General features: G+C 39.0%; 14 protein-coding genes. 6 read left to right on the top strand and 8 right to left on the bottom strand.

Translation table 11 applies throughout. The features are described 5' to 3' along the window. Positions 1 to 2: 2 nt before the first annotated feature. From IGL70_RS02235 to IGL70_RS02225, 3 genes are read right to left on the bottom strand one after another with little or no spacing between them, the layout of a single operon-like run. Positions 3 to 953 carry a metal ABC transporter substrate-binding protein gene (locus tag IGL70_RS02235; RefSeq protein WP_002300346.1) on the bottom strand — a complete coding sequence of 317 codons (951 nt, stop codon included), beginning with the start codon at positions 951 to 953 and terminating at the stop codon, positions 3 to 5. After that, positions 954 to 1793 carry a metal ABC transporter permease gene (locus IGL70_RS02230; protein WP_002286845.1) on the bottom strand — a complete coding sequence of 280 codons (840 nt, stop codon included), beginning with the start codon at positions 1791 to 1793 and terminating at the stop codon, positions 954 to 956. Beyond that, complete coding sequence (locus IGL70_RS02225; protein ID WP_002293686.1) at positions 1790 to 2536, bottom strand: metal ABC transporter ATP-binding protein; 747 nt, start codon at positions 2534 to 2536, stop codon at positions 1790 to 1792. Before IGL70_RS02225 ends, IGL70_RS02230 begins: the two co-directional genes overlap by 4 nt. Positions 2537 to 2773: 237 nt before the next feature. Here IGL70_RS02225 and IGL70_RS02220 point away from each other — a divergent pair, with 237 nt between their 5' ends. Further along, positions 2774 to 4144, top strand: coding sequence for an amino acid permease (locus IGL70_RS02220; RefSeq protein WP_002318348.1), 1371 nt, complete (start codon positions 2774 to 2776; stop codon positions 4142 to 4144). Between the two features lie 54 nt (positions 4145 to 4198). Here the strand turns inward: IGL70_RS02220 and IGL70_RS02215 are convergent, their stop codons facing one another. The 4 genes from IGL70_RS02215 to IGL70_RS02200 all read right to left on the bottom strand — a co-directional run bounded on the left by IGL70_RS02215 (position 4199) and on the right by IGL70_RS02200 (position 7049). Continuing rightward, the gene (locus IGL70_RS02215; protein WP_002286848.1) at positions 4199 to 5095 is read right to left on the bottom strand and encodes a LysM peptidoglycan-binding domain-containing protein; all 897 of its coding nucleotides are present in this window, start codon (positions 5093 to 5095) and stop codon (positions 4199 to 4201) included. Positions 5096 to 5208: 113 nt separating this feature from the next. After that, a complete protein-coding gene (locus tag IGL70_RS02210) occupies positions 5209 to 5379 on the bottom strand; it encodes a hypothetical protein (protein ID WP_002286849.1) in 171 nt (56 codons plus the stop codon). Beyond that, a complete protein-coding gene (locus IGL70_RS02205; RefSeq protein WP_002286851.1) occupies positions 5376 to 6053 on the bottom strand; it encodes an NAD(P)H-dependent oxidoreductase in 678 nt (225 codons plus the stop codon). Before IGL70_RS02205 ends, IGL70_RS02210 begins: the two co-directional genes overlap by 4 nt. A gap of 90 nt (positions 6054 to 6143) precedes the next feature. Further along, on the bottom strand, positions 6144 to 7049 hold the full coding sequence (locus IGL70_RS02200; RefSeq protein ID WP_002286852.1) for an AraC family transcriptional regulator: 906 nt from the start codon (positions 7047 to 7049) through the stop codon (positions 6144 to 6146). A gap of 174 nt (positions 7050 to 7223) precedes the next feature. Between IGL70_RS02200 and IGL70_RS02195 the strand changes: the two genes are divergently transcribed. From IGL70_RS02195 to IGL70_RS02175, 5 genes are all read left to right on the top strand, one after another. Beyond that, positions 7224 to 8678 carry a glycoside-pentoside-hexuronide (GPH):cation symporter gene (locus IGL70_RS02195; RefSeq protein WP_002293689.1) on the top strand — a complete coding sequence of 485 codons (1455 nt, stop codon included), beginning with the start codon at positions 7224 to 7226 and terminating at the stop codon, positions 8676 to 8678. Positions 8679 to 8693: 15 nt separating this feature from the next. Beyond that, positions 8694 to 9725 (top strand): aldose epimerase family protein, encoded by a 1032-nt coding sequence (locus IGL70_RS02190; RefSeq protein ID WP_002331671.1) that lies wholly within the window; start codon positions 8694 to 8696, stop codon positions 9723 to 9725. Positions 9726 to 9731: 6 nt separating this feature from the next. Continuing rightward, positions 9732 to 10919 (top strand): galactokinase, encoded by a 1188-nt coding sequence (locus tag IGL70_RS02185; protein WP_002286858.1) that lies wholly within the window; start codon positions 9732 to 9734, stop codon positions 10917 to 10919. A gap of 155 nt (positions 10920 to 11074) precedes the next feature. Next, positions 11075 to 12457, top strand: coding sequence for a Y-family DNA polymerase (locus IGL70_RS02180; protein ID WP_002323727.1), 1383 nt, complete (start codon positions 11075 to 11077; stop codon positions 12455 to 12457). Then, positions 12429 to 12815: a hypothetical protein gene (locus tag IGL70_RS02175; RefSeq protein WP_002293692.1), complete on the top strand. Its 387-nt coding sequence runs from the start codon at positions 12429 to 12431 to the stop codon at positions 12813 to 12815. The genes IGL70_RS02180 and IGL70_RS02175 overlap by 29 nt, the downstream gene beginning before the upstream one ends. 195 nt (positions 12816 to 13010) lie before the next feature. Here IGL70_RS02175 and IGL70_RS02170 read toward each other — a convergent pair whose 3' ends face one another. Continuing rightward, a complete protein-coding gene (locus tag IGL70_RS02170) occupies positions 13011 to 13679 on the bottom strand; it encodes a DUF421 domain-containing protein (protein ID WP_002297894.1) in 669 nt (222 codons plus the stop codon). Between the last annotated feature and the right edge of the window lie 140 nt (positions 13680 to 13819).

The raw sequence follows: 13819 nt of genomic DNA, 5'->3' as shown, positions 1-13819 counted from the left end.
TTTCAGCTTTCTTTTATTTGTGACAAACCTTCATGGATCGTTTCAATATTCCATTTCATCATCTGATAGTAAGAATCTCCTTGTTCTCCTTCTTTTGCTATGGAATCAGTGAACAGTTTATCATAAATTTTCAAACCCGTTTCTTTTGCTACCCGTTCCATGCTTCTTGAGTCTACACTGGTTTCCACGAATAAAACCGGTACTTCTTTTGCTCTTATCTGATCAATGATCGCTTTCATTTGATCAGGCGTACCTTGACTTTCTGTATTGATCTCCCATATATAAGCTGCTGGCAAATCATATGCTCGTGAAAAATACTTGAATGCCCCTTCACTTGTTACTAATAATTTTTTGTTCTCTTCGATAGAAGCAAAACTTTCCTTCGCTTGTGTATCTAATTCTTTTAGTTTTTCCACATATGCTTCTGCATTTTTTTTATATAGTGTCGCATTTTCTGCATCTTTTTCAGAGAATATACGTGCGATTTCCTCCACATATTTTATTCCGTTAGATAGGTCTAGCCAAGCATGGGGATCTGCTTTTGTATGTTCTTCACCGCTAGTTAAATAAAGAGGTTCTACATTTTTGCTAACTGCAAAATAATCTTTTCCTTCTTCTTTTTTAGCCGTTTCCATCAAGTTATCGAACCAGCTGTTACCTGTTTCAAGATTCAAACCGTTGTATAAAATAACATCCGCATCGCTTGCCTTTTTGATGTCTTCTGGTAGTACTTCATATTCATGCGGATCTGTTCCGACTGGTACGATACTGTGGATATCTATTTGATCTGTTCCGACCTCTTTTGCCATGTCCGCCAAGATCGAATTGGTAGCCACGACTGACAACTTTCCTTTACTTCCTTCATCCGCTTGGTCAGAAGCCTGCTTTCCGCAACCGGCTAATACCAAGAAACTAACTGCCAAGATTAAAAAGAGTGATTTTTTTGTTTTCATCTATCTGCTTCCTTTCTGAAATAAAATTCCTTTTGTTGGAGAAAATAAAAAAGCAAGGATAAAAAATGCGGTACATGCTAACACGATCGTAGCTCCTGATGGCCAATTGTAACTATAACTGAAAAACACACCGACAACTGCACTTAGCATACCGATTCCTGCAGCTGTAATGATCATTTTCAGTAAATGGTTCGTTAGCAAGTAAGCCGTGGCGGCTGGTGTGATCAACATGGCAATCACCAAGATTGTTCCTACTGTCTGTAAACTGACTACAGCCACTAATGTCAAAAAGAACATCAAAAGATAATGGATCAGCGATGTGTTCAGCCCATAAGCTTTTGCCATTGTCGGATCGAATGATGTGATCTTCAATTCTTTATAAAAGAAAAAGACAAATATCAAGACGATTCCACTAACGAGTGCTGTCAGCAACAAATCGCTTTCCCTAACAGCTAAGACATTCCCAAATAAAATATGATACAAATCTGTCGCACTCTGGGCATATGAAATCAAGATAATCCCTAATGCAAAAAAGGAGCTAAAGACAATTCCAATCGCTGTATCATTTTTCAATCGGCTCCGCTGAGTCACGAAACCAATCACTGCTGCTGTTAGCATCCCAAAAGCAGTGGCTCCAAAGATGTAACTAAAACCAAACATATAAGAAATGGCTACACCTGGAAGAACTGCGTGAGAGATAGCGTCTCCCATCAAAGACATCCCTCGTAAAATAATAAAAGAACCGATGACTCCAGAAGCAAGTCCTACAAGCATGGAAGTGACCAAAGCGTATTGCAGGAATTGATAATTCATTAATCCATCAATAAAGGATTGGATCATTTTTTCTCTCCTCCTTTTACTAAATGTCTGATGATCTCACCATAGGCCAATTGAAGGTTCTTCGATGTAAAGACTTCTTGTACTGGACCGGAAGCGATCAGCTGTTTATTTAAAAGAATAACCTCATCGAAATATTCTTCTACTTTATGAAGATCATGATGGACGATCAAAATCGTTTTTCCTGAATTCTTCAATTCCTGCAAGATGTCAAAGATCTTTCGTTCACTTAACGCATCAATCCCTACGAATGGTTCATCTAAAAAGATCCATTCTGCTCCTTGGGCTAGAGCTCTTGCAATAAAAACTCTCTGAAGCTGTCCACCCGATAGTTCGCTGATCTGTCTTTTGGCATATTCTTCCATCCCTACTTTTTTCAAAGCTTGTCTTGCACGTTCTTTTTCTTTTTTCCCAGGTCTTTGTCCAATTCGTAAAGATGGATATGTTCCTAAAAGTACAACGCCTAATACATCAATTGGAAAGGAAAGATCCAATTCACTTCGCTGTTCCACGTAGGCTATTTTTTTACGGACTGAGTTTACCGGCTGTCCAGAAAAGGTGACTTTACCAGTAGTAGCTGGTATCAACTCTAGCAAAGATTTCATAAATGTTGATTTTCCTGCACCGTTTGGTCCGATAATACCGGTAATTTTTTGTGGATTTATCGTCAAGTTGATAGTTTTCAAAACAGTTTTCCCTTGATAAGCGGCTGAAAGGTCTTGAATTACAATGGCCGTACGTTCCAAATCTTACACTCCTTTTTAGGTTAACCTAACTTTTTATTTAAATATAGTTTAACTAAAATGGAAAGCATTTTCAAGTAGAATGATGAAAAAGTTTTTTTCGAATTTTCCTCGCATTTTATGAAAATTTTCTGTAGAATCACATCAAGAGTTCAATAAGGCTAACCTAATAATGAAAAACATGTGTTGAAACGTTTGATTATTTTTTCTTGTTGACTCAACAACGAAAGGAGTTTTTGTATGGAAGAAGAAAAGTTAACTCGAAGTCTTAGTGCCCGTCATATCCAAATGATCGCACTAGGTGGAACGATCGGTGTCGGTCTGTTTATGGGTGCCTCCTCAACCATACGCTGGACAGGGCCCTCAGTGATGGGAGCCTATGCGATTGCAGGATTCTTTTTGTATTTGATTATGCGTGCTTTAGGCGAAATGCTTTACGTTGATCCTTCGACTGGTTCTTTTGCAAATTACGCGAGCGAGTACATCCATCCTGTGGCTGGCTACTTGACCGCTTGGAGTAATATTTTTCAATATATTGTCGTAGGAATAAGTGAAGTGATTGCTGTAGGATCTTATATGAATTATTGGTGGCCTGATTTGCCGGCAATTATTCCCGGGATCATTGTCGTCTTGTTTCTTATGCTGGCAAATCTTATTTCTGTCAAGGCGTTTGGCGAATTAGAATTTTGGTTTTCGATCATCAAAGTCATAACGATCATTTTGATGATCATTGCAGGTCTTGGGGTAATCTTATTTGGATTTGGTAATCATGGTCAGGCAGTAGGGATTTCAAATCTTTGGAAAAATGGTGGATTCTTCACTGGAGGCGTCAAAGGATTTTTCTTTGCATTATCGATCGTTGTTGCTTCCTATCAAGGAATCGAACTGATTGGAATGACTGCTGGTGAAGCAGAGAATCCTAAAAAGACGATCATTGAAGCTGTCCAGTCCACTATCGGTCGAATCTTGATTTTTTATATTGGTGCTATTTTTATCATTGTGAGTATCTATCCGTGGAATCAATTGAGTGAGATTGGTTCACCTTTTGTACAAACTTTTTCTAAAGTCGGCATTACATTTGCTGCAGGACTGATTAATTTTGTCGTGATTACAGCGGCATTATCAGGTTGCAATTCAGGGATTTTCAGCGCAAGTCGTATGGTCTATACACTTGCCATGAATGGAAAGATGTCTAAAAAATTTCTGAAACTTTCTCGTCACGGCGCGCCTTTTTATCCTGTCGTAGCAATCTCAGGTGGAATCTTAATTGGTCTGATCTTAAATTATCTTCTACCAATGTTCATCAACCAGTCAGAAAATATTTTCGTTTTCGTATACAGCTCAAGTATTTTGCCTGGTATGGTTCCTTGGGTAGTGATTTTGATCAGCGAGATTCGCTTCAAAAAGAAGCACGCAGATAAAATGCATGATCATCCTTTTAAAATGCCACTATCTCCTTATACGAATTATGTGACACTTGCTTTTTTAGCTATCGTATTGATTTTCATGTTTATCAATCCTGAAACGAGAATCTCATTGATTATTGGACTCGTTTTCTTGCTTTACATGACGATCCATTACTTTGTACGCGAAAAAAGAACCGGAAAATAAAAAAAGAACGAAGCTTCACCTTAGTGGAAGCTTCGTTCTTTTTTATTGCTTTTATCAATTCAATTTTAGCGTCTCACCGGGAGTCAGGAAATAATTCTCCATGCTCATCCCATTCAGCGACAAGATCGTTTCTACTGGTACGCCAGTTCGTTCGGCTATTTGATTTGGACCTTCTCCTTCCAAAACTACGGTTGTCGCAGCTTGTGAAGTCGCGCTGTTGGTATTAGTTTCAGAGGAATCTGTTGTGTCTTGTGTTGTTCGAGCTTGCATTTCAGAAGCTTCTACCGACTCTGCCGTCTCAGAATCAGAAGATGTTGTGTCTTGTGTGCTTGTTGACTCTGCTTGAAGAGAGGCGCTAGTCTGCAAATAAATATCGGAAATCTTAGCTACATGATTCGTATAATTAGCCGATAATTGATTGATCAAAGTATCTAAGTCTACACCGTCTTTATTTTCTGCTGCCTGATACGCTGCACGTAATTTTCTGATCCCTTCGTCGGAGATTGCTTGAAGCTCACGTGCTTTTTGGTTAGCAACTGCTGATAAACCAGCTATGCCCTCTTGATTTCCCTGAATTTCTGTCTGGTATTCTTCAATCAATGCAGGCGTCTTTTCTTCGATCTTTTTCGAATAATCATTTACGATTGCTTGAAGTTGCTCTGGCAAACCATTTGCTGTTTTTTCTTCAGAAGTTTGTGTCTCTTTTGTTTTAGTTGATGACTCACTTGTTTGTTTCGTCTCTGTTTTCTTTGTCGTTGTTTCCGTTATGGTCGTACTTTTCGCTTCTGACGAATTTTTTCCATGAAAATATAGACCCGCAACTCCTCCTGCTATGATCAAAAACACGGCAACTGCTGCCCCAATCATGATCATCCGCTTACGAGCTGCCTGTTTTTGCTGTCTTCTTCGGGTCATCCGAACATTTTCTCCCCACTCATTTTCATCATACATTTTTTTCACCACCAATTTTTATGTATAATAGCGTTATCAAACGCTTCATATTCTTATTGTAGCAAATAATTGCCGCTGTGCACATTTTTATCTTTGTTATTTATAAGAAAATTTCACCAGTTGAGATGATTCCAAGATTGTCCGTCGATTTCTCCTTGCAGCTGCATTGTTCGTTCGTCTATCTCAGCCATCAGTTTCTTTATTTCATATAAGAGCGCACGGTCTTGATATTCTGATTTTTCGCTTAATTCATCTAATTGTTGGATCAGCCAATCATTTGTCATAATGAAGTTCCTTTCATTTCTTGCAGTGTAAAGGTCAAGTCTTCGATCTGCTCTTTTGCCTCAGTCAGTGCTTCTACGATATATGCTTGTTTTTCAGATTCTTCTTCCTGCATTTTCTGATTTTCCTGTACTCTTTGAATAAACCAGTCAATCCGCTGAGTCAGCGATGGTTTGCCTTCCAATGAGAGATACTGCTGATAAGCAATTAGCTTCTCCCAACGTTTTTCCTGGGATAAATACATAAATTGTGCTAAAACGAATGGCGGAAGATAGGTCATATGGAATTTATTTGCGATTCGCTGATACGGCCTCAAAAATTCGGAAATCGTATATTCTTCTTTTCCTCCAGCTTGGTATTCTTTTTCCGCCACACCTGTTGTCAATACGATTCCTAGTTCTTTCCCTTTTAATACATGTGCTGCTCGTTCCAAAACATTATCTTGCCAAATTTTTAAATGAGCAGGAGAACTATACCAGTAAAACGGAAACTGGAAAATGATCCGATCATGCTGGGCCAAGAGCTGTAGTTCAGTCTCTATATCTATTTTTCCGTCTGGATAACTTGATTCCAAATGATGCCAAGTAGCTGGTAAACCAGCAGAAGCTTCTTTGAAAAATTGCTGATTTAAAGATTCTTCGATCGTTGGATGGCTAATGATGATAAGTGTACGCATCCCTTTTCCTCCTTTTTAGTCTTCGCTTTACAGTGTAGCATAACCGCCACAAGTTTCTTTTGCCGATGCTTGTCATTTTAACCAGACTAATCAGGTTGTCCAAGAAACTGCGGTTTGTTTTTCCAACTGTTTTTTCAAGGTATCCAAAGCAATATTCTTAAAATTTTCGTTTTTCATACGTTTACGATAGTTCGTAGCCGTTTCTCCGGTACTCTTTTTGAACATTCGGCTAAATACGACTAGACTATTGAACCCTACTTGATAGGCAATACTTTCCACGGATTCATCCGTCAGAGAAAGAAGAAACGCCCCTCGATTGATCCGTACCCCGATCAAATATTCCTTGATACTGGTACCCATATGATTTTTGAATACTCGCGACAAATGGCTCCGATTGACCGCTAAATGCTGGGCGATTTCCTCAACAGACAATTTTTCAGCATAATGTGCCTCGATGTATTTGACTGTCTCAACAGCTAAAGAGGAGTGAACCTTTTGTACACCACCGCTGACCTTTCCGCCATCTTTTAAAAGGACTGATAAAAAACGGTAGGTTAATGCTGTTAACTGTAATTCATTTTCCAAGGTTTCTTCCGTATCTTTCATGCATTCTAAAATAATGTCGATATATTTTTGTATGTCAGAAGAGACCATCGTGTATTGGTCTTCTCTGAAAAGCGACTGCCGAATGATTTCTTCTGCAGCACTCCCACCAAATGAAAGCCAGCAATACATCCACGGATCTTCTCCATCTGATAAGTAAAACGTCGAGTCTCCTGGACGAATCAAGAACAGATCACCTTTTTTCAATTGGAATTGTTGATTTTTCACATGATAAGATCCTTTGCCTTCCATCACGACATGCAGGATGTAATCATTGCGAATAGCAGGACCAAAAGAATGAAACGGCATCGTTTTAGAGAAACCACAAAAATCAAAATACAATTCTTTTTCTACTTGTTGATGTTCCTTTTTTAAAAAAATCGATTGCTCCACGTCTATCCCTCCTTACTTCTTTAGTATAATGCAACAAAAAGTTAAATAAAAGTCACAGAAATATATTAAAAAGGAAGCGATTTCTTGTTAAGTTTAAGTCATTAAAAGATCTTTGTTATTCGTTGTAACCGGTTTACTTAGTATTATATATTGAACAGGAGAGGAATACAGATTATGAAAAGCAAAATGATCCAACGTGTGTCCTACGCTTTAGGCGCTTTTGGACACGACACATTCTATGTTACATTAAGCACTTATTTTATGGTATTCGTGACAAGCCAGATGTTCGCAGGAACAGATAAGGCAACGAATGCAAAAATGATTGCTACAGTTACAAGCTTAGTTGTAGGTATCCGCTTAGTTGAAATTATTTTTGATCCTTTGATTGGTGGCATCATCGATAATACTCGTACAAAATACGGTAAATTCAAACCATGGTTAGTTATCGGCGGCGTTGTTAGTTCCGTACTCTTGGTAGCAATCTTTACCAATTTCTTTGGCTTAGCTACTCATAATACGACTTTATTTATCATATTGTTTGCAATCGTTTTCATCTTATTGGATAGTTTTTATTCATTTAAGGATATCGCTTTTTGGTCAATGATTCCAGCTTTGAGTACGGAAACAAAGGAACGTGAAAAATTTGCTACGTTTGCTCGTTTCGGCTCTTCTCTAGGTGCAAATGGTACTACTCTAGTCGTTGTCCCTATCGTTACTTTCTTTACCTATCTTGTTACTCATAAACATATTGAAGGCGCTTCAGGCTGGTTCTGGTTCGGTGTGATTGCTGCTGTGATTTCAGGCGGTACTGCGATTATCACTGCCTTGGGCACAAAAGAAGTCGATACTGCGATCCGTCAGCAAAATGAAAAAGCTGGGATCAAAGATGTGTTCAAAGCAGTTGCTCAAAATGATCAGTTGATGTGGCTTGCCCTTGCTTATATCGCTTATGCGATTGCCAATGTAGCAACAACTGCCGTATTATTCTACTTCTTCAAATATGTACTTGGCCAACCAACTGAATTTTGGATCGTTGGTCTAGTTGCTGCCTTACTTGGTTTAGTAGCTGTTCCACTATTCCCAATGCTTACACGCGTCATCTCTCGTCGCTACGTTTACCTTGGAGGGATCGCAATGATGATTTCTTCTTACTTTTTCTTTACGATCGCAGGTTCAAGTTTGCCAATCGTTATCATCGGGCTAGTATTGTTCTACTTCCCTCAACAATTAATTTTCTTATCCGCTTTGATGACGATCACAGACTCTGTTGAATATGGTCAATGGAAAAATGGTATCCGTAACGAAGCTGTTACTCTATCAATTCGCCCTTTACTAGATAAAATCGCTGGTGCTTTGTCTAACGGGATCGTAGGGTTTGTCGCTATCGCTTCTGGGATGACTGGTAATGCTACTGCTGCTGATATCACTGCTCATGGCGTAACGACTTTCAAAGCTTATGCATTCTATGCTCCTGCTGCTTTGATGATTTTCTCCGCTATTATTTTTGCTTGGAAGATTACATTGACAGAGAAAAAACATGCACAAATCGTTGAGGAATTGGAAAACAAATTGGCTCCAGCTGATACAATGGAAGATGAACTTCACGATGCAGTAGTTCCTTCCCATTAAGAAAGGATCTTGAAAATGAAGATTACAGAAAAAGATTTTGGCCAAGGTTATCACTTGATAACCTTGGAGAACAAAAACAAGCTAGCACTTTCTATCTCTGATTTAGGTGCTAGAATCGTCAGTTTAAAATCAAATGATCGAGAATTAGTTTTGGGATTTGACACCGCTGAAGAATATATCGAAAAAGATCCGTATATCGGTGCTTCTATCGGTCGCACCGCAGGGAGAATCGAAAATGGCCGCTTTTCTCTCAATGGAAAAACTTACCAATTAGCCACAGATCCAAAAACTGGACATAATCTGCATGGTGGTGCTCCTGGATTTGAATTAAAAAAATGGTCTTATGTCATTTTGAATGGCGAAAATGAAGCTTCTGTCATTTTTACTACTACAAGTCCCGACGGAGAACATGGTTTTCCAGGTACAATGGATGTGGAAATCCGCTATACTTTGACACAAGATAATATCTGGCGAGTGACCTCTCGCGGCACCAGTGACCAAGATACTTTATTCAATCCGACAAATCATGTTTACTTCAACTTGACGGGAGATGCTTCTCAGTCAATCGATCAACATGAGCTTTGGCTCAATAGCGAAGCTTATGCTCCTTTGCGAACAGATAGTATTCCTATAGGGGTAAAAGAAAATGCTGCAGGAAGTGCTTTCGATTTTCAAATACCTAAAAAATTAGCGTCCGTTTTTGCTAGTGATTTGGATCAAAAAAATCTTGTTGACGGAATCGATCATCCATTTTTCTTAAAAGAAACCGGCTTGGATAAAGAAGCCGCTCGCTTGACTAGCCCCGATAAAAGAATCCAAGTAGATATTGCTACAGATGCTTCTAGTGTGGTTATTTTCACTGCAAATTTCGGCACAGAAACACCAGAAATGCGCAACCGAAAACTGGCACATCATGGTGGCATCACATTTGAGACTCAAACAGCTCCAGGTGCAGAGCGCTTCTCAGCATTTGGTTCGATTCATTTAAAAGCCGGATCAGTATTTGAAACAGTGACAGAATTCAAAATCAAAACAAGAAAGGAATAACTCATCATGGAAATCAAAAGAAGCTTAAATACAAAATTTGCCGAAACATTCGGACCTAAAAAAACTACACAATACTTCTCACCAGGACGCATCAATTTGATTGGTGAACACACAGATTACAATGGAGGCCATGTCTTCCCCGCTTCCATCACTTATGGAACGCAAGGTGTAGCAGCACCTCGAGACGATAATAAAATATTAGTTTATTCCACAAACTTTGACGATATCGGTGTCATTAGTTTTACTTTAGATGAGCTAGAATATGATAAAAAAGCAAACTGGGCAAATTACGTAAAAGGAATGGTCCTTAAATTAAAAGAAGCTGGACACTCAATCGATCATGGGTTTGAGTTGTTAGTGGAAGGAACAATCCCTAATGGTGCAGGACTTTCCAGTAGCGCTTCATTAGAATTATTGGTAGGTGTTGTATTAGAAGATCTGTTTGATTTAAAAACAGATCGCTTGGAACTAGTCCAAACAGGTAAAAAAGTAGAAAATGAATTCATCGGTGTCAATTCAGGTATCATGGATCAGTTTGCCATCGGCTTCGGTGAGCTAGATCATGCAATCTTATTAGATACAAATACGCTGAAATACGAAATGGTCCCAGTGAAACTAGATGGTTATGCAATCGTCATCATGAATACGAATAAGCGGCGGGAATTGGCAGATTCAAAATACAATGAACGTCGCAGCGAATGCGAAGAAGCCTTGGCACGTTTGCAAAAAACTTTGCCTATCTCTTCTTTAGGAGACTTAGATGAAGAAGAATTTGAATCAACTATTGACCAAATCGGCGATGATACATTGATACGCAGAGCTCGCCATGCCGTTTCTGAAAATCAGCGGACTTTGAAGGCAAAAGCTGAATTAGAAGCTGGGAACTTAGAAGCATTTGGTCAACTGTTAAATGATTCTCACCACTCTCTTCGCTATGATTATGAAGTAACTGGGATCGAATTAGATACACTAGTAGATGCTGCTCAAAAACAAGAAGGTGTCTTAGGTGCACGAATGACAGGAGCTGGATTTGGTGGCTGTGCGATTGCTCTTGTCAAAGAAGAAAATATACCTGCCTTCAAAAACAATGTCTATGATGAATACATGAAAGTTGTCGGCTATGCTCCGGAATTTTATGTTGCACACATTGGAAATGGGACAACAAAGATCGATCCAGAAGCTGTTCATGTTTGATAAAAAAATCAACGATCTCAGCTAAAAACAAATAGATAAAAATAACCTCTCAGCAATTTCCAAATGTGAGCCTTTTGCTCGTATTTGAAAATTGCTGTTTTTTATTGACACGGAAAGAGAACATGTGTTCTAATTGTGTTGAAGAGGTGATTGTTATGTGGGCGAATCAAAATCCGGTATTTGTTTATGAAAAAGAACCTTCAAGAGATATTTTATGTATTGACTGCAAATCTTTTTACGCCTCCGTAGAGTGCGTTGAAAAGGATCTTGATCCCCTTACAACTAAATTAGTAGTCATGTCCTATCCGTCCGATTCGACAGAAACACGGGGTAGCGGATTAATCTTGGCTTCCAGTCCTGCAGCAAAAAAAGCTTACGGCATCACCAATATCAGCCGTGCCAGAGATCTTCCCTTCCCCTATCCAAGTGATTTATATATTGTTGCCCCAAGGATGGCCTATTATATGGAAAAGAACAGAGAAATCAATTCTATCTATAAAAAATATGCAGACGAAGCGAACCATCATGTCTATTCCGTCGATGAAAGCTTCCTTGATGTAACAAATAGCATGGCACTCTTTGGTAAAACAAATGCGTACGACATGGCTAAACTGATCCATAAAGATGTGTTTAAGCAGACCGGAATCTACACGACTATAGGAATTGGCGATAACCCGCTACTTGCTAAACTAGCCTTAGACAATGGCTCAAAAGACGGAAAGCAAATGTTTGCTGAATGGCGTTATGAAGATGTACCAGAAAAGTTATGGAAAATCTCAGATATCACTGACTTTTGGGGAATCGGCAAACGAACAGCAAAACGTCTGAAACAAATGGGTATACATTCTGTTTATGATTTAGCTCACGCGGATTATTATCACTTGAAAAGCAAGCTAGGGGTCATCGGTACTCAGCTTTATGCCCATGCTTGGGGGATCGATCGAAGTTTTTTGGGACAAGAATATACACCAAAATCAAAAAGTATCGGAAATAGTCAAATCCTAGATAGAGATTATACAAGACGAGAAGAAATCGAGATCGTTATCAAAGAAATGGCCGATCAAGTCGGCACTCGCTTGAGACGATCTGCAGCAAAAACACAAGTAGTCAGCTTATGGGTAGGATACTCTTTAGGCTATCTTGATCCAAATGGCAAGACCGGGTTTCACCAGCAAATGAAAATCGAAGCGACAAATGCTAGCAGAGATCTAGCAGATGCTTTATTGACCATTTTCCACCAGCATTACCACTACCAGGATATTCGGCGTGTAGGCGTGAACTGTTCCGACCTCGTATACGCGACAGGTTTACAGCTTAACCTTTTTGAAGATCCTGAAAAGCAGATAAATGAAGCGAAAGTTGATTTTGTTGTCGATACGATTAGAAAAAAATACGGCTTTCAATCAATCATCCATGCGCATAGTCTCTTGCAAGGAGGACGCGCCATCGCACGTAGTTCTCTCGTTGGCGGGCATGCAGGTGGTATGAGTGGATTAGAAGGTGGAAAAGATGAGACGGACAGCAAAAAAATTCATTGACTATAACGAGTATCGAGATCGGCCATTTGGATTAAAATGGGGGACTGCTTTTGCGATGGAAGAACTAGTCAACGGTATCAAAAAAAATGAAGAAGAAGCACGCAAACAGCCTCTTCCTAAACAACAAATGACATTGCAAGAAATCGATAGTATACTGACAGAAGCCTTTTTATCTCGTAAAGCAGTAATCATTCAGCTCAATTTAAAAGATGAATTTGGAAGACTCTTGGATGAGGTCGAAGGGCACTTCATTGGTGAAGCCTATGAAGATTACTTTATGATTGACCATCAGCCGATATTGTGGGAAGACGTACGGTATATTGAGTTAAAGGAAACAAAAAAATGGTTTGTGACATGAGAGGTTGTGACAGAAGTGATCAACTTCAAAAAATAAGAAAGGATTTTTCGAAAATTGCTTCTTAAATTTTTGTGGAATTTTGGCTTATTTTTCGAAGAAGCAACTTCTGGAACAACGTATATTAGATATCAGAGGTTGTGAAAAAGTCGCTTAGTTTTGAGTAACAATCCAAGGCGCTGATTTCACAACCTCTGTCTATCCATCTATTCGGTAAGATTCATGCATGACGTCTTCTTTATTTAGTATGTAGAGCCCTTTTTCTTCTGACCATTCAACATAAATCAGCTGTTTTACATCTGCATAGCCTTCTTTCTTCAAGTTCTCCATAAGCCATGATTCAGTCAATTGATTGGACTGAAGCACTTTATGCTGAATTTGCCCTTCATCTACAAGCAGGATCGATAAAGCTTTGTCTTCATCTGATTTTTTCAATACACTCATTTGACCGGCATTCTCTAGGATAACATGTTTGGCATTTTCAAGAGAAAAGCATTCCTGCTGTCTTAAGATTGCTCGCAACTGCTCCATCTCGATATGGTTATTTGTCAACTCTGTCATGTTGATGACGCCGTCTTTGATTAGAACAGATGGCTCGCCTTTGACCCAACGATTGACCTTTTCATTTCTTTGGACGATACGTTCGATACCATAAATCATTACTGCCCAAAGCGCAATGGCAAATAGGACATGCCCTACATGGACATTGTCATCATAGGTTGATTCTTCTAAGATCCCACCTAAAACAAGCGTATAGACTAAATCAAACGGTGTGATTTCTGACATGGATTTCTTCCCAAGCAAACGTACCACTAATAATAAACCGATCAACCCGAATACCAGTTTCATTGTAATTGAAAAAATCATTTTTTCTCCCCCTAACTATCTGTTAATTAAATTATATATGCTTTCTCACGAACACGCATGGAATATACAAGGAAGAAATGTATCCTTTTACTAAAAAAAGGACTGTGACACTGTAGTGACCCCCAAAAGTTAGACTTTTT

The sequence above is a fragment of the Enterococcus sp. DIV0901a genome, from assembly GCF_051711525.1.
GTDB lineage: Bacteria > Bacillota > Bacilli > Lactobacillales > Enterococcaceae > Enterococcus_B > Enterococcus_B faecium.
This window is presented reverse-complemented; position numbering and strand designations above follow the sequence as displayed.

Excerpts from the sequence above, each read along its gene's own strand:
- IGL70_RS02205 (WP_002286851.1), bottom strand. The coding sequence starts at position 6,053 with ATGCGTACACTTATCATCATTAGCCATCCAACGATCGAAGAATCTTTA.
- IGL70_RS02175 (WP_002293692.1), top strand. The coding sequence starts at position 12,429 with ATGAGACGGACAGCAAAAAAATTCATTGACTATAACGAGTATCGAGAT.
- IGL70_RS02195 (WP_002293689.1), top strand. The coding sequence starts at position 7,224 with ATGAAAAGCAAAATGATCCAACGTGTGTCCTACGCTTTAGGCGCTTTT.
- IGL70_RS02210 (WP_002286849.1), bottom strand. The coding sequence starts at position 5,379 with ATGACAAATGATTGGCTGATCCAACAATTAGATGAATTAAGCGAAAAA.
- IGL70_RS02230 (WP_002286845.1), bottom strand. The coding sequence starts at position 1,793 with ATGATCCAATCCTTTATTGATGGATTAATGAATTATCAATTCCTGCAA.
- IGL70_RS02190 (WP_002331671.1), top strand. The coding sequence starts at position 8,694 with ATGAAGATTACAGAAAAAGATTTTGGCCAAGGTTATCACTTGATAACC.
- IGL70_RS02235 (WP_002300346.1), bottom strand. The coding sequence starts at position 953 with ATGAAAACAAAAAAATCACTCTTTTTAATCTTGGCAGTTAGTTTCTTG.
- IGL70_RS02170 (WP_002297894.1), bottom strand. The coding sequence starts at position 13,679 with ATGATTTTTTCAATTACAATGAAACTGGTATTCGGGTTGATCGGTTTA.
- IGL70_RS02215 (WP_002286848.1), bottom strand. The coding sequence starts at position 5,095 with ATGTATGATGAAAATGAGTGGGGAGAAAATGTTCGGATGACCCGAAGA.
- IGL70_RS02185 (WP_002286858.1), top strand. The coding sequence starts at position 9,732 with ATGGAAATCAAAAGAAGCTTAAATACAAAATTTGCCGAAACATTCGGA.
- IGL70_RS02220 (WP_002318348.1), top strand. The coding sequence starts at position 2,774 with ATGGAAGAAGAAAAGTTAACTCGAAGTCTTAGTGCCCGTCATATCCAA.
- IGL70_RS02180 (WP_002323727.1), top strand. The coding sequence starts at position 11,075 with ATGTGGGCGAATCAAAATCCGGTATTTGTTTATGAAAAAGAACCTTCA.